The following is an 18,118-nucleotide window of genomic DNA, read 5'->3' as shown; positions in this document are numbered from 1 at the left end:
AAATCTTCTACAGACACGGAAGTAATTTTAAAGAAGAGGTGGCTTAATTGCTGGAAAAAATTCATATTTTTCATACGAATGATTTGCACAGTCATTTTAAGTATTGGCCACGAATGCAACGCTATGTGAAAGAGATGCGAACTGAGCTTGCAACCTTGGGAGAAACAAGTTATTTATTTGATGTCGGTGATCACTTAGATCGTTCAAATATTTATACAGAAGCAACGGTCGGTAAAGGTAATGTGAAATTATTGAATGAAGCAGATTACGACGTCGTGACAATAGGCAATAACGAAGGTATTACATTGTCACATAATGAACTATTTCATCTGTATGATGAAGCAACGTTTGACGTTGTAGTGGCCAATGTGTATGCCTCACAAGGAACAAATCCAGCGTGGATGAAACCATATGTTATCTTAACGACTGCTCATGGTACAAAGCTTGCAGTTATCGCTGCGACTGCAATGTTTGAAATTTATTATAAGGAATTAAACTGGCAGATGGACGAGGCAAGGAGCACACTCATTCGCTTGGCTCATCAGCTTCGTCAGGAAGTAGATATTGTTGTTTGTTTGTCACATTTAGGAATAACCGAGGATAAGCTTTTAGCTGAGGAATGCCCGGAAATAGATGTTATTTTTGGCTCACACACACATCATGTTCTGCCAAACGGAAAGCTTATTAATGACGTATTATTGACTGGCGGAGGGAAATTTGGACAATATACAGGCCATCTTGTTTTAGAATATGATAAAAAACTGAGGAAAATTGTTGAAAAAAAGGATACTTTAATTCATAATAAGGATTTGCCTACAATTAAAAATGAAAAAGATATCGTACAATCTTATGAAGAAGTAGGCAAACAATTGCTTGATAGGCCAGTATTTACAACAAGAAGATCGTACAATAAGGAATGGTTCCATTACTCTCAACTATCCGATTTATTTGCACATGCCATTTTGGAGAAAAGTGGAGCAGACTGCGCGCTATTTAATGCGGGTATTTTTCTAGATGGACTACCAAAGGGAACTGTGACTGCACTAGATTTGCATAGAATTTTTCCACATCCAATTAATTTATGTACGATAGAATTATCTGTTAATGAAATGAAAGAAATTTTTCAGCAATCCAAAAATGAAGAGTGGCCCTATATTGAGCTAAAAGGTTTAGGGTTTAGAGGCGTTATCTTTGGGAAGATGCTAACTTATGGCTTTTCCATGAACAAGGATCGTCAATTACTTATCAATGGTGAGCTTGCAGATAACGATCAAATTTATAAATTAGTAACACTTGATTTGTTTACATTTGGATATTTTTATCCAAGTTTTAAATATGCGAAGAAAAAATATATTCTACCGGAATTTTTACGAAACATTATGTTAGATTATGGGCAAAGATTCTTTAAGCACTAGATAAAGTGAAACAATAATCAGTGGGATTCCCCACTGATTATTGTAGAGGAACACAAGCAAAGTACTCCGCATCCTGCGGAAACGCTTGTGTGACCAACATCGTGTTGGCCTCAATCGGGCTTTTACGGGCAGTTAGTCTCTCATCTAAATTCTTTGCTTTGGTACAGCTAAATTACTGCCCGTTAATGCGGGATAAAACTGCTTTTAGAATGGAATGGGGAAGAGGATGCGATTAATTTCAATCGATGTATTAAAAGAAGGAATGGTACTAGGAAGAACCATTTGGAATGAGGCAGGACATCCGCTTTTAAAGAAGGACGTTGTCATTAATACACGTATTATTCAAAGACTTCAAGAATTGAATATGCATTATTTGTATATAAACGATGAGATTTCTAAGGGTATTGAGGTGAAGGAAACAGTTCCACCTGCTATTCGAAATAAAGCAGTTTCGACCATTAAAGACTCTTTCCAGTCATTGGATGGATTAAATCCAGTAAATGCCTCTTATGTACTTGACCAGCAATCAAAAGCCATTGTCTCAATTGTAGATGAGCTATTGTCGGCAGTCACTGGTAATGATGAAATTCTAACAATACTAACAGATGCGTATTTATTTGATGAATATTTATATCAACATTCTTTTCAAGTGACGCTTTATTCGATAGCAATTGCAAAAGAGCTTGGATACTCAGCTGAGGATTTACGACTTATTGGGATTGGTGCTTTGTTACATGATGTAGGAAAGCTAATGGTACCAAAAGAAATCCTAACAAAACCAGGGCGCCTAACGCATGAGGAATTTGAAACAATGAAGAAGCATACTAGATATGGCTTTGACTTGTTACGTAATTTACACTCCATATCATTGCTTGTTGCCCATTGTGCATTCCAACATCATGAACGAATCGATGGGAGTGGCTATCCAAGGGGCTTAGTGGATTTTGAAATACATCCTTTTGCCAAAATTATTGGTGTAGCAGACGTCTTTGATGCGGTGACAACAAGTCGCGTATACCGTGAAAAAATGCTGCCATCTCAAGGCTTAGCCATTGTAGATGCAGGCTCTGGTACTATATACGATGCACGTATTGTCAAAGCGCTAAAAAAAGCTGTTGTACATTATCCTAATGGCGTTATTTTAAAATTATCGGATGGTCGCCGTGGTATTGTATCAAGACAAAATACATTGAATGCAGCATTACCGTGGATTCGTATTTTTGAAGAGGAAAATCAGTTATTAGCAGCTACATATGAAATTAATTTAGTGGATTATCCAACCGTAACAATAGAAAGTGTTGAAGCGGATTATGTTGTCCCAACGAAGGTCGAATAAAAATCTCCTCCTGTTCATACTTTATGGAACAGGAGGAGATTTTTTTGTTTTTCCCTCGAAAAAGGATGAAATTGCGATCATACAGTAATTATGGTAACTATGGTAACTATCGAAAAAAGGGAAACCGGTTGAATCGTTTAACCCTTTTAATTGTAAGTGTTATTGTTGGTGTTATTTTATTTATTTATTTTTTAAATGAGCGACTTATGCCCGTCTACTTAGATTATGCTGAAATACAAACGAATAAGATTGCATCCTATGTAGTGAGTAAAGCCACATCAAATGTTTTAGATATTAATGATATTCTTGTGGAACTAAACCCTGGCAGCAACTCTGATTTGACATTTAATACCGAAATAATTAACAGAGTACGAGCAGAAACTGTAAAGCAAGTCAAAATGTATTTAGAGCAGGCAGAGCAAGGAGAGTTGTCTGATTTACCAAATCTTGATAATGTTGAATATGATTATAATAGGATCAAGGAAGGTGATGGGATAGTTTTTTATGTACCTATTAGCCAGGCGGCCAATATCCCTTTGCTTGGGAATTTAGGACCAAAAATTCCAGTACGCTTTCATGTAATGGGCAATGTGCATAGTGATGTTAACTCTTCAATAACGGAATACGGTATTAATAGTGCATTAGTGGAGGTACGAATTCATTTGGAGGTAAATGTAAAAATTATTGTCCCCTTTGCTAGTAAAACTGCTACCGTTACTCAGGATATTCCGGTGGCAATGGGTATAACAAAAGGTGCAGTTCCCAATGTTTATTCCAATGGTAGCGAAGCTGTACATCCCTCACTTGAAATACCTGTACCTAATAATAAATAGAAATGTTACTGTGATAGTTGTTGCAGTTCATTTATTATGTTACATTGACAACAGTGAAGATAGTTAATATAAAAATGCACATTTTTTGATAGGGGCGATATTCGTATGACATCTTGTAAACCTACAAGCAAAGACAAAGAAGAACATCTAAGAAAACCAGATTGGCTAAAAATAAAACTAAATACGAATGATGAATATAAAGGGCTAAAGAAGCTCATGCGTGAAAAAAATCTGCATACAGTATGTGAGGAAGCACGCTGCCCTAATATACATGAATGTTGGGGTGAACGACGTACAGCAACAATGATGATTCTTGGCTCTGTTTGTACACGCGCTTGCCGTTTCTGTGCTGTTAAAACAGGTTTACCAAATGAGTTAGATTTAGCTGAGCCAGAACGCGTAGCAGATTCAGTAGCAATTATGAATTTGAAACACGTTGTTATTACAATGGTTGCGCGTGATGATTTAAAGGATGGCGGTGCACAGGTATTAGCTGAAACAGTACGTGCGATTCGTCGTAAAAGTCCGTTCACATCGATAGAAGTTTTACCATCTGATCTAGGTGGTGTAGAAGAGAACCTTCAAATGTTAATGGATGCTAAACCAGATATTTTAAATCATAACATCGAGACAGTGCGCCGCTTAACGCCTAGAGTGCGTGCACGAGCAAAATATGAGCGTTCATTAGAATTCCTTCGTTTGGCAAAAGAAATGCAGCCAGATATCCCTACAAAGTCATCTTTAATGATAGGTTTAGGTGAAACACATGAAGAAATTCTAGAAGTGATGGATGATCTACGCGCAAATAACGTAGATATTATGACAATTGGTCAATATTTACAGCCAACGAAAAAGCATTTGCCTGTTAAAAAGTATTATTCCCCAATCGAGTTTGGTAAATTGCGTAAAATTGCAATGGAGAAAGGCTTTAAACATTGTGAAGCTGGTCCACTTGTACGTAGTAGCTATCATGCTGATGAACAAGTTAACGCAGCAACAAAAGAACGTCAATTACAAGCAGAAATTTAAAAACAATCGCTGTAATGGAAAGTTGGTGTCACTTTGATCATTATTGAAGGATATGAATATGAGCTTATTAAAGATTACCGAGAAGCTTTTCAAGAGGAAGTATTTAAGGAACGATACTCAGATATTTTAGCCAGATATGATTATATTGTGGGTGACTGGGGCTATAATCAGTTACGTTTAAAAGGCTTTTTTGACGATAAAAATCAGAAATCTACTTTCGATACGAAAATTAGTACGCTTCAAGATTACTTATATGAGTATTGTAATTTTGGCTGTGCATATTTCGTATTACATAAATCCGGTAAATCTATTCAACAGCCAGAAGTTGTAGGTGAAGAAAACGAAGTGACACAGCCTATTGAGAATGAACAAATAGCTGAATAAACCTTTAAAAGCCTGATGCGATTTGCATCAGGTTTTTATTTTATGCATTGATAGCTTTTTAAAAATTTGGGGAACAATAGTATTGAATTATTTACTTTCAAAGGTGTGATATTAGATGAAAAGAGCTGTATTTTTGGATCGCGATGGCGTCATCAATGAAGTATTAACGAATCGCGTTAAATTTGTGAATAAGCCAAAGGATCTTTACTTCCTGCCACGTGTTCCAGAGGCTATAAAAAAATTGAATAAGTATTTTGATTATATATTTGTGGTAACCAATCAGGGTGGTGTTGGATTGGGGTATATGAAAGAGGAGAAGCTTCAAAAAATTCATGAACACATGGTAAAAGAGTTAAAGAAGAAGGGGGCCACTATTCATGAAGTTGTCTACTGTCCTCATAAACCAAAGTCGGGCTGTGTCTGTCGTAAGCCTAATAGCAAGTTAATCGTTGATCTTGGGCAGAAGTATAATATTGATTTATCAAAATCCTATATGGTGGGAGATACGGATACAGATATCATTGCTGGCAAACGAGCAGGAACTAAGGGAGTATTTTTAGGTAAGACAGATCCGTTAGCAGATGCCGTTTTTCCTGATTTAATCAGTGCCACTGATTGGATTATTAACGATGCGACAGAGTAATTGGCTGATGTGAAAAAGCAATTCGTCCTTTTAAGCATGGCGTATAAATTACTTAAATAAGGATAATTTATTTATTGGAGGTGATTAATTTGACTAAAGAAAAGCGCAATAAAAAACCGTTAGATCGAGAAGAGTATGGGTTTGGCTTTGATATTAGTGTTGATGACTTAGGTGTCATTGGACAAAATCAACAAGCAAAAAAACAAAATGATAATGAAAACAAAGACAAGCCTCACAATAAAAATAATCCTTCTACTTTAAATAATGAAAAGTAGGAGCACGATCCAATGTTTCTCAATTTAAGATACTTACAAAAAAATTCCGCCATATTTCTGTTGAACAAAGCGTAAAGTATATCCCTATGTCTACAGAAAAGCGGAAATTTTTTTGTATTAATCTAAATTTATAGCTGTATTGTATTATAATCGTGAGACCCCGACATAAGTATTTTGTGAGGTTTTTTCGAAACTATCTCGCTCCTTCGGGATGAGCTTGCGCTGAAAGCCCTGCAGGAACATAGTGACGAGGAGAATCAATTATGCCGAGGCATAATTGCGTCTGAAGGCTTTAACTTCTTTCAGCAGGTGTTTGGACACCCGCTGAAAAAAGTTAAAGCCAAGCCTGCGGAAAGCGCTAACTCGCAGTGAAAATCAACCACCCAATTTAAAGGGTGTCAATTTAATAACTCACGTAAATATTCTCGTAGCTCGACTGTGTCTTCCTCTGTGCGATTGTATACGTGTTCAAGGTAACCAGGCTCTTCTATATCATCTGGACCAATTATAGCAAAGCGTCCAAATTGGATATCCATGACAAGCACTTTACCAAAGAAGCGGCCCGATTGCAAAATGGCTAAATCATAACGTAACTTTTTTCCAGCAAAACTAACAAAGCGTGTTTTTGTATCTTCTACATCATCATATAAAAAAAAACGTTCCATCTTTTAATCTCCTTCCAGTCCTATAGATATGGTACTATAGAAGAGAAAAGACTATCAACTTTTAAAGATTTGAATGGGGGCTTTCCTTGTGTATTTTGTAGATCGTAATAAAATCACAAAAAATTTACAGTACTTAGATGGACTATTAGCTATTTTAGAGTCAGAAGATAACTGGCTGCAAAATGATATTAAAAAATTAGCAATCGAGCGTATTGGTCACAACGTGATGGAGTCAATGATGGATGTAGGGAATTTAATGATTGACGGCTTCATTATGCGTGATCCAGGAAGCTATGAGGATATTATTGATATTTTAATCGATGAAAAAGTCGTATCAACTGAAATGGAAGCATCATTAAAGGCAGTTGTTGGCCTACGTAAAATGCTTGTTCGTGAATTTATAGATGTAGATATTCCGGAAGTTGTACATGTATTAACAGCGAGTCTGCCAGTATTAAAGAAATTTTCACCAGCTGTGAGCAGTTATTTAACAAATGAACTTGGCCCTGTTTCAGCATTTTTGCCAGAGGATCATCAATGAAGTCCTACAAGGCGTATTGCTTCGATTTAGATGGTACAGTCTACCGTGGAAAGGAAGGTATCTCTTCTGCGGTTACTTTTATTAACCGTTTACAACAAGTAGGAATCGAGCCATTTTACGTAACAAATAATTCTTCTAAGACAAGAGAGCAACTACAGGAAGCTTTATGTGATATTGGTGTACATGCACCGCTAGAACATATTTATTCGAGTGCTTTAGTAACGGCGAAATATGTTGCCTTGCATTTCCCAGGCCAAAAAGTAGCAATGATGGGCTCTGATGGTATTCGTAAAGCGTTATTAAATGAGGGCATTGAACCAATCGAAGATGAACCAGAGGTTTTTGTCATGGGGATTGATCGAACACTTGATTATATGGCACTTGCTAAGGCCACGATTGCTGTGCAAAATGGCGCGAAGTTTATAGCAACGAATCAAGATATTAAATTTCCGACAGAATATGGATTCCTCCCCGGGAATGGGGCGTTTGCCCGATTAGTGGGAGAAGTTGCAGATGTTGAGCCAATTTATATCGGTAAGCCATCACCTGCAATGCTTGAAATCATTGCCACTGAGCATGGCTTTGTAAAAGATGAAATGGTGATGATTGGCGATAATTATGACACAGATATTATGTGTGGCATTCGTTTTGGCTGTGATACAATCCATGTAAATACAGGTGTTACACCAACAAAGATTGTGCAAGAGAAGAAACAGCAACCTACTTATGTAGTGGAAGCTCTAATTTAATAGGTCTTTTTAAGACTAAACATAAAAAGGATGCTTATGTCGAATTTTTTGGCATAACATCCTTTTCATATGTTCAAATTTATTAGTAGAACATGTTTTATCTTTACCATAAAGGATTTTCTTCGATAAATTGATAAATGGCTTTCGTTAATTCTTCAGGAGAATCAGCTTCCACTAATTCACCATTGACGATCGCATAATAGGATTCTGAACATTTTGTACAGTAACTGAGGCAGCCATATTCCAAAACGTCGATATTCGGATCGCGTTCTAGTACTTCATAAGTTTTTTGAGAGCCATTTGCTAAATTACTTATACAAAATTCAACCATTGGATTCATACATGTCACCTCACCAAAGTAATGCTACTCGCTTTTAAAACATTCGTCAACGATTTAAGTTTACCTTGAAGTGAAAGTATACTCAGTAGTAAAGAGGTAAAAGTAATACGACAGTGACACAATATTTGTATAAAACAGAACTACTTCAACATTTTGCTTAAAAGGTAAAGGAATCAAAAAGCGTTTGAAAAGAGCGAGTTATCAGTCAATTTGTGAAATCTTTCACAAAATTGCATTCTTATATTGTGAAACTTCTCACAATCGGTTATACTCATTTGTGGATACTTTGTGAACAATTATTTTAAGAGATATAAAAGGAGACTATTATGGGAAAATTAGTACTTTTAGGTGGCGGCTATGGCAATATGCGTGTCATGCTTCGACTATTAAATAACCTTCCATTAGACACAGAAGTCGTGCTAGTAGACAGAGCCCCTTTCCATAGTTTAAAAACAGAGTTTTACGCGTTAGCAGCAGGGACTTCAACAGATAAAGAAATTCGTGTAAGCTTCCCAGAGCATGAACGTTTAACGGCTGTATATGGAGAAATCGTTGAAATTAATCGTGCGGAAAAAGTAGTCATTTTAGAAGATGGGCAACGTATTGAATATGATGATTTAGTCATAGGTCTTGGTTGTGAGGATAAATATCATGGTGTACCAGGGGCAGATGAGTACACATATAGCATTCAGACAATGGGGCAATCACGTGCAACATTCCAAGCACTTTGTGGTTTACCAGCAGGCTCCACAGTCGGAATTATAGGAGCTGGCTTAAGTGGGATTGAGCTTGCAAGTGAGCTTCGTGAAAGTCGATCAGATTTAAAAATTCAGCTATTTGACCGTGGTCCACGAATTCTGAAGGACTTCCCAGAAAAGCTAAGTAAATATGTAAAAGATTGGTTTGTGAAACATAATGTTGATGTCATTGCCAATTCAAATATTACAAAAGTTGAACAGGGTAAAATTTATAATCATGAAGAAGAGATTGTACTTGATGCTGTGGTATGGACTGCTGGTGTACAGCCTGTCAAAATTGTTCGTGATCTGGAAGTTGAGAAAGATAAACAAGATCGCCCTCTTGTAACACAATATTTTAATGTTCTTGATGATGAGCATGTATATGTTGTCGGCGACTGTGCTTCTTCAGAATTCCCTCCAACTGCGCAGTTAGCAGAGGAACAAGCAGAGCAAATCGTGAAAGTGCTACGCATGCGTTGGAAAGGCGAACATTTACCTGAGAAAATGCCAGATATCAAATTAAAAGGTTTCATGGGAGCTCTAGGTAAAAAACAAGGCTTCGTTTATTTAGCAGATACAACAGTAACAGGACGTATCGCCCGTTTGATGAAATCAGGATTATTATGGTATTACAAACGTCAAAATGATTAATTAGATGATGTTAGACCATGTTAGTTGGGTCTTTCACCTAGATAAAAGGGATTGCTTCAAAAAAAATTGAAGCAATCCCTTATCATTTGTTTAAACAGTTTCGTCTGGTACGAAACCTAAATTTTCGAGTGCTGAGAATACAGGTTTTAATTGCACATAGCCTTCACCAACGACTTCATCATTTATTAGAACAAGTGGATAGAAAAATTCATCTTCTTGGATGCGTGTAGCATAATCCTGATCACGTTCATTCTCAATTGGTCCTTCAATATCGATATAGCGAATATCATATCCTTGGTTTGGGTATTTTCGATCGATGGCTGCTTGTAGCCATTCATATGTATCCTTTGAAGATGGCGCGTTGACACAGCTCGCGCAGATTACTGCCGTACCATAAATTTCGATGATTGGTTTCGTTAGTTCCATAGTATCTCTCTCCCCGTGATTCTATATTGGATTTTTTCTTTTGCTAACATTATAATCATTATAAGGAAAGGAGTCGAGACAAATGGCAGAAGCAACAATTAACGATCAAGTTCAAGAGGTATTAGATAAATTACGCCCATTCTTACTACGCGACGGTGGAGACTGTGAATTAGTAGATGTAGAAGACGGTATTGTAAAATTACGTTTATTAGGTGCATGTGGTAGTTGCCCAAGTTCAACAATTACACTTAAGGCTGGTATCGAACGCGCATTATTAGAAGAAGTACCAGGTGTTATTGAAGTAGAGCAAGTATTCTAATCGATTACGCCTTGGCGTAATTGCGTGCCGAATGAAGATAAAAAGTTCTAGCTGATATTATTCAGACTAGAACTTTTTTCATTGAATAGGTACAAGGCTACACTTGTCGAGCATGTTCTTTTTCTGCACGAATAATAGTCCATTGTTCTTTCGCCATATCAATTATCTTTGCTTCGCCACCCATACTTTGCTTTTCAATAACCTTTGAAAAGAAGCGTGTAGCGTTTTCAATATCACCGATTCGTCGTGATAATTCGGCAATCATATACATAATGCGTACATCTGACATTTGAGTTGAGCTGTAATCCTCAGTCGAATAGGATTCCATATAGTTTTCACAGGCCATCTTCATAAATCGCTGTTCCTGACCACTGTTATTAAGGGAACGATAAAGCCATGCAAGACGTAATGCTAGTCCAGCTAAAGCAACATGTTTTTCTTTTTTAATAGTGCCACAAATAAAAGCTAATTTATAGGCTTGAATTGCCTGGAATACAGTACGTTCACCTTTGAAATCATGATGTACCCATTTTTCTGTGATTTGCGTGCGAATATCATCTTGAATGCCAGGCGCAAAATATTTTGTAAAATCTTCAGTAAATGAAAAGCCACAGTGCTCGCAAACGAATACATTGTAATAAAGGGCATTTACTCCATCTGCATAGATGGGATGAAAATCTGTTTCGGTATGGTCTACTTTAATGAATTTAGAGCGTACTTTTAATGTTGGAAATTCTTTCTTACAATTAAGACATTGAATTTTTTTTTCGTAATACGGTGAAATCTCCATATTTTATACCTCTTTCATCGATGTTATTATAACTATTATACCAATTGGGTTTTTATAAACATGAATCGAAAATACTAAAAATGTGAAAAAAATTAGAATTATCACTAATATCCTCTTGAAGCTGAATATTTGTCATACAATAGTCAAAATTGATATGATATTAAGTAAGAAGGAAGGTGATTGGGATGACAAGTTTAAAGCAAGTAATTGAAATTACACAAGCTGCTGGCTTTCATATTAATGAGATGATGGAGCATAATGAGGAACAAGGCTCTTTTTTACGCGTAGTTGTTAATGGTGGAGGATGCAGCGGCCTATCGTATGGTATGCATTTTGATAAAGAGAAAAATGAAGATGATTTTGAAGATGTACAACATGGTCTAACAATTCTTGTTTCCCGTGAAGATGCGCCGATATTAATGGGAACAAAAATTGACTATAAACAATCGCTCATGGGTGGAGGTTTCACCATCGATAATCCAAATGCCATCGCATCATGTGGCTGTGGGACGTCTTTCAAAACAGCAAAACGTGAAGGTACACCTGAGATTTGCGACTAACGAATTGAACGGACAGTAGAACGTCATGCTTACGTATTTATACCGACTTGTTGTTAGTTGGTTTTTATCGGATATATGAATATTAACGCTAAATTGCGCTTTCTTACGTATTGAAAACGATACGGAAGGGAGCGCTTTTTTTATGTATGAAAACCGTTCTATTAAGCGACGTAGAGCAAGGGTAGAGACACGTGAAAATGAATAGATTACGGCCGTTCATAAAATCGGTCTATCTGACGCTTGGAATTATTTCATTACGGCTAAGATCGACGAAGGTATTCAGAGAAGGACGCAAGAGGATTATTCGAATACTTGGCGTTATTTTACCGAATGGCTATTCGAGGCTGATTATAAGGTTCGATATGTAAATGATATTACATCGACAATGTGCCGTGATTACATTCGTTATTTAACAGAAGAAGCACCGCGCTTTAAAAATCACAAATACATGAGCGGTGACTACGGCAAAGGTTTGTCATCTGCAACTATTAATATGCGGATTAGAGCTTTGAAGGTAGCCTTTAACTTTTGGAAGGCGGAGAAAATGGTACGAGTGAGCCCGATGGATAATATCAGGTGCCAAAAAGATGATGTAGACAAGATTGAATCGTTTACAGATGAACAAATTGGAGCATTAATAAACGCCTGCGATCAACGTACTTATGTAGGATTCCGCGATTATGTTTTTCAAATTTGTCTATTAGATACTGGAATGCGAATGAATGAATGAATGAATGAATGAATGAATTGCTTTCGATTACACCTGAATCAATCGACATTAAGACTCGTTGCATTCATTTGGGTGCGGAGTTTAATAAAAATCGACGATATCGAGTCGTACCGATTTCGCAAGATACATTAAAACTTCTATTTAAGTTGGTAGACGGGAATAAGCAGCATTTCCCGGAATCGAAACGATTTTCTTATCCTGTTACGGTGAAGAAGTGCGCGATACGCAGATGAATAAACGATTGAAATATTGTGGAGATGTTACCGGAGTTGGTAAAGAAATTAGAAGTACCGCACATACGTGGAGACATACGTTTGCTCGTAATTTCATTTTAAATGGTGGTGATCCGTATACACTAATGCGAATTTTAGGTCATTCCAGTATTACGATGACTCGCAGATATGTGCAGATGACTGACGGTGATATACAGGTTAAGCACTTAGATATTCACCTTTAAGTGCATGACCCCCAAAGCCCTCGATTCTGACAGGCGCTTTCTGGTATTCTGACCTTATATACAAATTTTTTTATTTTGTGAAAATGATGGATAATTCTCCGAAAGATTGTTACTATTCGACTAACGGGCCATTTAGGAGAATAAGAAGGCATGTAAATAAAGTAGGCAAAATATTAATGAAAGGAGGGGTATCATATGAGGTTTGAAAATAAGGTAGCTTTAATTACCGGCGGGACTTCAGGAATCGGATTAGCCGTTGCCCAAAGTTTAGCCCAAGAGGGATCGAAAGTAGTTATTGTAGGAAGAAATCAGAAAAAGGGAGAGGCAGCTTTACAAAGATTAAAGCAAATACATTCCGATGTCATGTATTTATCTGTTGATGTAAGTAAATCAAATGAAGTAAAACAAATGGTCCATAAAACCGTATCAACTTTTGGCAAATTAGATTTTGCTTTTAATAATGCTGGAAATACTGAAGGTAAAACAGCACTCACTCATGAATTTAGCGAAGAGGATTTTGATAACATGATGGGTGTCTCTATAAAAGGTGTTTGGCTTTGTATGAAATATGAGCTTCGAGCAATGTTAGAAAATGGAGGGGGTTCTATCGTAAATACGTCCTCGCTTGATGCTTTTTTATGCTCACCAGGTACTACCGCCTATGCTACAGGTAAAAGTGGTATCATTACTCTAACAAAGTGTGTTGCCCATGAATACGGGAAGCAAGGAATAAGAGTTAATACTCTCACACCAGGTGCAATTAGAACTTCTATGATCGATAGTAAATTTGAAGGTTTATCAGCAGAAGAAGCAAAAAGGCTAGAAGATAAATATAATAATCTAAATACTTTAGGTAGAATAGGAACACCTAAAGAAGCAGCGGCAGTCGTGACATGGTTAATGTCTGATGAGGCAACTTATATAACGGGACAAAATATCATTGCTGATGGTGGGGTAAGTTTTGTTTAGTGAAAAAATCATAAAATTACCTCTCTTACATCTTTATGTATTATAAATGCTTAAGAAATATCGGTCTTTTAAAATATAAATCTGTTTGAACTATTATCTTAAATATAATACGTTCTTCAATTACCATGTAAGAAAGATATTTTCTTACACAAAGCGAAAACTCCATCGAGTTTGGCTAATCAACAATTACGATACGTGAGTTTTCGCTTTCGCGTAAAATTAACTAAGCATCGAGTGTCCACCGTTAACAGATAACACTTGACCTGTTATCCAATTAGCTGCGTCACTTAGTAAAAAGGCGACTACCCCTGTGACATCATCTACTGTTCCTAAGCGTTGTAACGGATAGCCCTTTAATATCTGCTTTTGAACATCGGGAGAAAAATGTAAGTCACCTTGATCTAGTAAACCAATTGAAATCGTATTGCATTGGATTTGATAGCGACCAATTTCTTGTGCTAGAGATTTCATTAAACTAATAACACCGCTTCTGGCAGCAGCAGAAATAATGAGTTTGCGATCGCCTGTACGAGCGGAATCACCGATTAATGTTATAAATTTACCCTTATTGATTTCCTTCATTTGTGGTAAAAATACATAAGCTAAATGGATAACACCGTTTAAACATACATCTAGCTCTTGCTGCCATTCATTTGGTTTATAATCAAAAAATGATTTCATTTGTGTAAACGCGGCATTATTCACGATGGCCGTCACAGATCCAAGAGAAGCTGTAATCTCTTGTTGTAGCCGCTGAACATCTTCTAAAATGCCAATGTTTGATTGGAAACTTTTAGCTCTCCCACCTAACGTAGTAATTTGTCTGACCGTTTCTTGTGCTTTTTCTTTCGAATGATGATAGTGAACTGCAACGGTAGCGCCTTGAGATGCTACTTGTAAAGCGATAGCACGTCCAACACGATCAGATGCTCCGGTGACTAAAATAACTTGTTCCATTTCTTATACCCCCTTAAGAAAACAGGAGTCACAAAGCGTAACCCCTGTTATTTCTATACCATAGCTAAGCCGCCATTTACTGATAGCGTTTGACCTGTAATGTACTCTGCTTCAGTTGATGCCAAGAAGGCTACTGCGTTAGCGATATCTTCTGGTTGCGCTAAGCGACGAAATGGAATAGCCTTTACTAATGCTTCTGCAATGCCTGCATTGTACTCGCTAATTTCCTTAAACAGTGGCGTATCGGCCGGACCAGGAGCTATACAGTTTACATTAATCTTATGACGGGCCATTTCACGTGCAAGTGTTTTTGTAAACGCAATAACACCGCCTTTCGCAGCGGAATATACAGCTTCACCGCTCGATCCAACACGTCCTGAGTCCGATGCTACATTGACTATCTTGCCAAAACCGTTTTCAATCATAATTGGTAAAATCGTTTTACATGTATGAATTTGCCCCATTAAGTTGATGTTGATAATGGTTTCCCATGTAGTTGGTTCACTTTTTAAAAAGGGCTCAATTTTATCCCAGCCTGCATTGTTGACTAACACATCTATTTTACCTAACTGCTCAATGCTCTTACTTACCGCCTCTTCTACACTTTCTAGCCGTGTCACATCGCAGTAAATAGCAATAGCATGCCCATGCTGTTCTTGAATAAAAGTTACAGTTTGCTCAGCATTTGCCTCGTTAATATCCGCTACAATCACATCAAATTTTTTCGCTGCTAGAGTTATCGCAATTTGACGCCCAATGCCACTTCCAGCTCCTGTAATAAATGCTACTTGATTTGTCATTTCTCAATCCCCCTTATGAAAGTGGTGCTTGTTGAGCCACCATTTCACGTAGTTTAAATTTTTGAATTTTACCGCTCGCTGTACGAGGGAAATCTTCTAGCAATTCTAGATGTTCAGGCCAGTATGGTTTTGCCACTCCTTTTTGATGTAAAAAGGCTTGCATCGATTCCATCGTTAAAGGTGTTGTGTTAGGTTTCATACAGATGAACGCGCAGGCTTTTTCCTGAAGACGTGGGTCTGGCATTGCTACAAGTTGTGCAGCAAACACATCTGGATGTTCATATAAAATATTTTCAATATAGGCAACTGGGATATTTTCACCGCCACGGATGATAACATCTTTGTTACGACCGGAGATACGAATATAGCCACCCTCGTCCATGACGGCACGATCTCCCGTGATAAACCAGCCATCTATAAATTCGTTTTGAGTAATGTCTAATTGGTTTAAGTAGCCAACGAATAGGGCAGGACCTTTACACAATAAGTTGCCTTCTACATTTGGTGGGACTTCATTGAAATCTGTATCAACTACAGTTACCCTCATGTTAGGGAGGGCCACTCCGTCCGTATTCGTTAACTTATTGTCTGAATCATCGAGTTTAGTGAGTGTCACTAGACCATTTTCTGTTTGCCCCCAACCAGATAAAATACTAAAGTTTACAATTTCCTTGGCTTGTTTTACAAGTGCTCGCGGAATAGGGGCACCTAATGCAATGAATGCCCGGAATGAAGAAAGGTCGTAATCTTTAATATAAGGTGAATACACGGTATCCTGTAAAAATGGTGTAGCGCCTGCTGTAAATGTAATTTTCTCCTTTTCTATAAGTCCTAAAAATTCCTTCGTGTTCCAAATATCTTGATAAACAGCTGTACCAGCATAATGAGTGGGTAAACGTACACCATAACCAAAGCCTGTTTGATGTGCAAACGTAGAGGCCATAAAGAACACATCGTCACTAGTTAAACGTAAACGTTCAATCCACCAGTTTGTAGAGACACAAAGTGTGTTATGCGTATGCATGACACCTTTTGGCGTACCAGTAGTACCTGAAGTGAAAATAATTTCTGTTACGTCATCTGGATGATGCTCAATGGTGTCGAGAAGTGCAACATCGATTTGCTCCTCCCAAGCTGTATTAAACAAGAAGTCAATAGATTTCATATTTTCTGAAACACTGTTGCCGATGACAAGTATATGCTTAACAGCTGGCCATTGATGGCGTAAATTTTCATACATCTTTACATAATTGAAGTCGCGGAATGTATCTGGAATAATGATAACTTTTGATTCTACTGCTCTAACCATATAACTAATCTCGCGCTCACGATAAATGGGAATTAAAGGATTTGTAATGGCACCGAGTCGTGTAATAGCGTAATGTAAAATGATGAATTCATTCCAATTAGGTAGTTGTAATGACACTACATCACCTTTTTCTACGCCTAATTGTTGTAGCCCTAGTGCTACACGGTTCACCATGTTTGAAAGTTCCTGATAAGTATAGCGACTTTTGCGATCAATGATAGCGACTTTATTTGGATGTTTTGTTACGGCATCATTTAGATAGTCAATTATCGTTTTTTGTGGCCAAATAGATTGATACTTTTCTACATATTCCTTTGTTAACGTCGTTTGCAGTTGTTTCATTCAAAATGCCTCCTATTCTATACACGGAATTTATTGAAATCGACTGGACGCTTTTCTAAAAATGCTTCTTTCCCCTCATTGGATTCCTCGGTATTATAGAACATGGCTAAACTACCCATGGCAAGCTGTGAAATGCCTTGAATATTAGCGCTATCTGCATTAAAAGAATATTTCAGCATCTTTAAGGCAGTTGGGCTCTTTTCAAGTAATTTTTGTGCCCATTCATAAGCAGCCTCCATTAATTGTGCTGCTGGTACGATTTTATTGACTAAGCCCATTTCTTTGCATTCTTGAGCTGTATATTGCTCGCATAAATACCAAATTTCACGTGCTTTTTTCTCGCCAACAATGCGAGCTAAATAAGCAGAGCCAAATCCTGCATCGTAGCTACCTACCTTGGGACCACTTTGTCCAAATTTCGCAGTATCTACAGCAATTGTTAAATCACAAATCACGTGTAAAACGTGCCCGCCACCGATTGCAAAACCGTTTACTGCAGCTATAACTGGTTTTGGTATATTGCGAATGACTTGATGGAGCGCTTCAATTTCTAAGCCAATGCCGCCACCTAATCCACCATTGTAGTTATAACCTCCCTCCGAACCTTTTGATTTTTGGTCTCCACCCACACAAAATGCTTTTTCGCCTGTACCTGTTAAAATGACGGCCCCAATGTGATTATCGTCCCAAGCTTCACGAAATGCCCAAATGAGTTGCTGTACCGTTTCCCCACGAAATGCGTTATACACTTCTGGACGATTGATGGTGATTGTGGCAATACCTTTTTCTTTTTTGTATAAAATATCAGTCAGTTCTATTTGCTGGTGAGTGCCAACAAGCGGATTTGAAATTTCCATT

23 protein-coding genes are annotated in these 18,118 nt (G+C 37.4%); 15 read left to right on the top strand and 8 right to left on the bottom strand.

The genetic code is table 11. From position 1 onward, the window contains the following. Positions 1-47 precede the first annotated feature (47 nt). The 7 genes from ACIQXF_RS08050 to ACIQXF_RS08020 all read left to right on the top strand — a co-directional run bounded on the left by ACIQXF_RS08050 (position 48) and on the right by ACIQXF_RS08020 (position 5,915). Entirely contained in the window at positions 48-1,415 is a 1,368-nt protein-coding gene (locus tag ACIQXF_RS08050; RefSeq protein WP_402781171.1) for a bifunctional metallophosphatase/5'-nucleotidase, read from the top strand. Positions 1,416-1,641: 226 nt separating this feature from the next. After that, the gene (locus tag ACIQXF_RS08045) at positions 1,642-2,751 is read left to right on the top strand and encodes an HD-GYP domain-containing protein (RefSeq protein WP_402781168.1); all 1,110 of its coding nucleotides are present in this window, start codon (positions 1,642-1,644) and stop codon (positions 2,749-2,751) included. 23 nt (positions 2,752-2,774) lie between these two features. Continuing rightward, the gene (gene yunB, locus ACIQXF_RS08040) at positions 2,775-3,584 is read left to right on the top strand and encodes a sporulation protein YunB (RefSeq protein ID WP_402781165.1); all 810 of its coding nucleotides are present in this window, start codon (positions 2,775-2,777) and stop codon (positions 3,582-3,584) included. 105 nt (positions 3,585-3,689) lie between these two features. Then, positions 3,690-4,613, top strand: a complete 924-nt coding sequence (lipA, locus tag ACIQXF_RS08035; RefSeq protein WP_402781162.1) for a lipoyl synthase — start codon at positions 3,690-3,692, stop codon at positions 4,611-4,613. Between the two features lie 33 nt (positions 4,614-4,646). After that, positions 4,647-4,997, top strand: a complete 351-nt coding sequence (locus tag ACIQXF_RS08030; protein WP_402781159.1) for a YutD family protein — start codon at positions 4,647-4,649, stop codon at positions 4,995-4,997. A gap of 115 nt (positions 4,998-5,112) precedes the next feature. After that, positions 5,113-5,640 (top strand): D-glycero-alpha-D-manno-heptose-1,7-bisphosphate 7-phosphatase, encoded by a 528-nt coding sequence (locus ACIQXF_RS08025; protein ID WP_402781156.1) that lies wholly within the window; start codon positions 5,113-5,115, stop codon positions 5,638-5,640. 89 nt (positions 5,641-5,729) lie between these two features. Beyond that, positions 5,730-5,915 carry a hypothetical protein gene (locus ACIQXF_RS08020; protein ID WP_402781153.1) on the top strand — a complete coding sequence of 62 codons (186 nt, stop codon included), beginning with the start codon at positions 5,730-5,732 and terminating at the stop codon, positions 5,913-5,915. Positions 5,916-6,313: 398 nt separating this feature from the next. On the opposite strand, the gene ACIQXF_RS08015 is transcribed toward ACIQXF_RS08020, so the two are convergent. Beyond that, entirely contained in the window at positions 6,314-6,580 is a 267-nt protein-coding gene (locus tag ACIQXF_RS08015; RefSeq protein WP_402781150.1) for a DUF3055 domain-containing protein, read from the bottom strand. A gap of 88 nt (positions 6,581-6,668) precedes the next feature. Between ACIQXF_RS08015 and ACIQXF_RS08010 the strand changes: the two genes are divergently transcribed. Both ACIQXF_RS08010 and ACIQXF_RS08005 read left to right on the top strand, forming a co-directional pair. Further along, positions 6,669-7,121 carry a DUF86 domain-containing protein gene (locus ACIQXF_RS08010; protein WP_402781147.1) on the top strand — a complete coding sequence of 151 codons (453 nt, stop codon included), beginning with the start codon at positions 6,669-6,671 and terminating at the stop codon, positions 7,119-7,121. Further along, positions 7,118-7,870, top strand: a complete 753-nt coding sequence (locus ACIQXF_RS08005) for a TIGR01457 family HAD-type hydrolase (protein WP_402781144.1) — start codon at positions 7,118-7,120, stop codon at positions 7,868-7,870. The genes ACIQXF_RS08010 and ACIQXF_RS08005 overlap by 4 nt, the downstream gene beginning before the upstream one ends. A 103-nt stretch (positions 7,871-7,973) precedes the next feature. Here ACIQXF_RS08005 and ACIQXF_RS08000 read toward each other — a convergent pair whose 3' ends face one another. After that, positions 7,974-8,210: a YuzB family protein gene (locus ACIQXF_RS08000; RefSeq protein WP_402781140.1), complete on the bottom strand. Its 237-nt coding sequence runs from the start codon at positions 8,208-8,210 to the stop codon at positions 7,974-7,976. A gap of 326 nt (positions 8,211-8,536) precedes the next feature. On the opposite strand from ACIQXF_RS08000, the gene ACIQXF_RS07995 reads away from it, so the two are divergent. After that, positions 8,537-9,601, top strand: a complete 1,065-nt coding sequence (locus ACIQXF_RS07995; protein WP_402781137.1) for an NAD(P)/FAD-dependent oxidoreductase — start codon at positions 8,537-8,539, stop codon at positions 9,599-9,601. A gap of 90 nt (positions 9,602-9,691) precedes the next feature. Here the strand turns inward: ACIQXF_RS07995 and ACIQXF_RS07990 are convergent, their stop codons facing one another. Further along, positions 9,692-10,027, bottom strand: coding sequence for a YuzD family protein (locus ACIQXF_RS07990; RefSeq protein WP_402781134.1), 336 nt, complete (start codon positions 10,025-10,027; stop codon positions 9,692-9,694). A gap of 82 nt (positions 10,028-10,109) precedes the next feature. Between ACIQXF_RS07990 and ACIQXF_RS07985 the strand changes: the two genes are divergently transcribed. After that, a complete protein-coding gene (locus ACIQXF_RS07985; protein ID WP_100546189.1) occupies positions 10,110-10,346 on the top strand; it encodes a NifU family protein in 237 nt (78 codons plus the stop codon). Positions 10,347-10,443: 97 nt separating this feature from the next. On the opposite strand, the gene ACIQXF_RS07980 is transcribed toward ACIQXF_RS07985, so the two are convergent. Next, positions 10,444-11,136 (bottom strand): DUF2225 domain-containing protein, encoded by a 693-nt coding sequence (locus ACIQXF_RS07980; protein WP_402781131.1) that lies wholly within the window; start codon positions 11,134-11,136, stop codon positions 10,444-10,446. Positions 11,137-11,321: 185 nt separating this feature from the next. On the opposite strand from ACIQXF_RS07980, the gene ACIQXF_RS07975 reads away from it, so the two are divergent. From ACIQXF_RS07975 to ACIQXF_RS07960, 4 genes are all read left to right on the top strand, one after another. After that, positions 11,322-11,696, top strand: coding sequence for a HesB/IscA family protein (locus ACIQXF_RS07975; protein WP_402781128.1), 375 nt, complete (start codon positions 11,322-11,324; stop codon positions 11,694-11,696). Positions 11,697-11,901: 205 nt separating this feature from the next. Further along, entirely contained in the window at positions 11,902-12,426 is a 525-nt protein-coding gene (locus ACIQXF_RS07970; RefSeq protein ID WP_402781295.1) for a tyrosine-type recombinase/integrase, read from the top strand. A 178-nt stretch (positions 12,427-12,604) separates the two neighbouring features. Further along, positions 12,605-12,883, top strand: a complete 279-nt coding sequence (locus ACIQXF_RS07965; RefSeq protein WP_402781292.1) for a tyrosine-type recombinase/integrase — start codon at positions 12,605-12,607, stop codon at positions 12,881-12,883. A gap of 195 nt (positions 12,884-13,078) precedes the next feature. Next, positions 13,079-13,852, top strand: a complete 774-nt coding sequence (locus tag ACIQXF_RS07960; RefSeq protein ID WP_402781125.1) for an SDR family NAD(P)-dependent oxidoreductase — start codon at positions 13,079-13,081, stop codon at positions 13,850-13,852. Between the two features lie 219 nt (positions 13,853-14,071). Here ACIQXF_RS07960 and ACIQXF_RS07955 read toward each other — a convergent pair whose 3' ends face one another. The 4 genes from ACIQXF_RS07955 to menB are packed head-to-tail and all read right to left on the bottom strand — an operon-like array spanning position 14,072 to position 18,117. Further along, positions 14,072-14,809, bottom strand: a complete 738-nt coding sequence (locus ACIQXF_RS07955; protein ID WP_402781122.1) for an SDR family NAD(P)-dependent oxidoreductase — start codon at positions 14,807-14,809, stop codon at positions 14,072-14,074. Between the two features lie 53 nt (positions 14,810-14,862). Further along, positions 14,863-15,609, bottom strand: a complete 747-nt coding sequence (locus ACIQXF_RS07950; protein ID WP_402781119.1) for an SDR family NAD(P)-dependent oxidoreductase — start codon at positions 15,607-15,609, stop codon at positions 14,863-14,865. A 13-nt stretch (positions 15,610-15,622) separates the two neighbouring features. Further along, a complete protein-coding gene (locus ACIQXF_RS07945; RefSeq protein ID WP_402781117.1) occupies positions 15,623-17,260 on the bottom strand; it encodes an AMP-binding protein in 1,638 nt (545 codons plus the stop codon). A gap of 17 nt (positions 17,261-17,277) precedes the next feature. Beyond that, positions 17,278-18,117, bottom strand: coding sequence for a 1,4-dihydroxy-2-naphthoyl-CoA synthase (gene menB / locus ACIQXF_RS07940; protein ID WP_402781114.1), 840 nt, complete (start codon positions 18,115-18,117; stop codon positions 17,278-17,280). Between the last annotated feature and the right edge of the window lies 1 nt (position 18,118).

Origin of the sequence: Lysinibacillus sp. NPDC097231 (assembly GCF_044761885.1) — a bacterium.
GTDB lineage: Bacteria > Bacillota > Bacilli > Bacillales_A > Planococcaceae > Lysinibacillus.
Note: the sequence above shows the minus strand (reverse complement) of the source record. Positions and strands in the feature narration are given on the sequence as shown.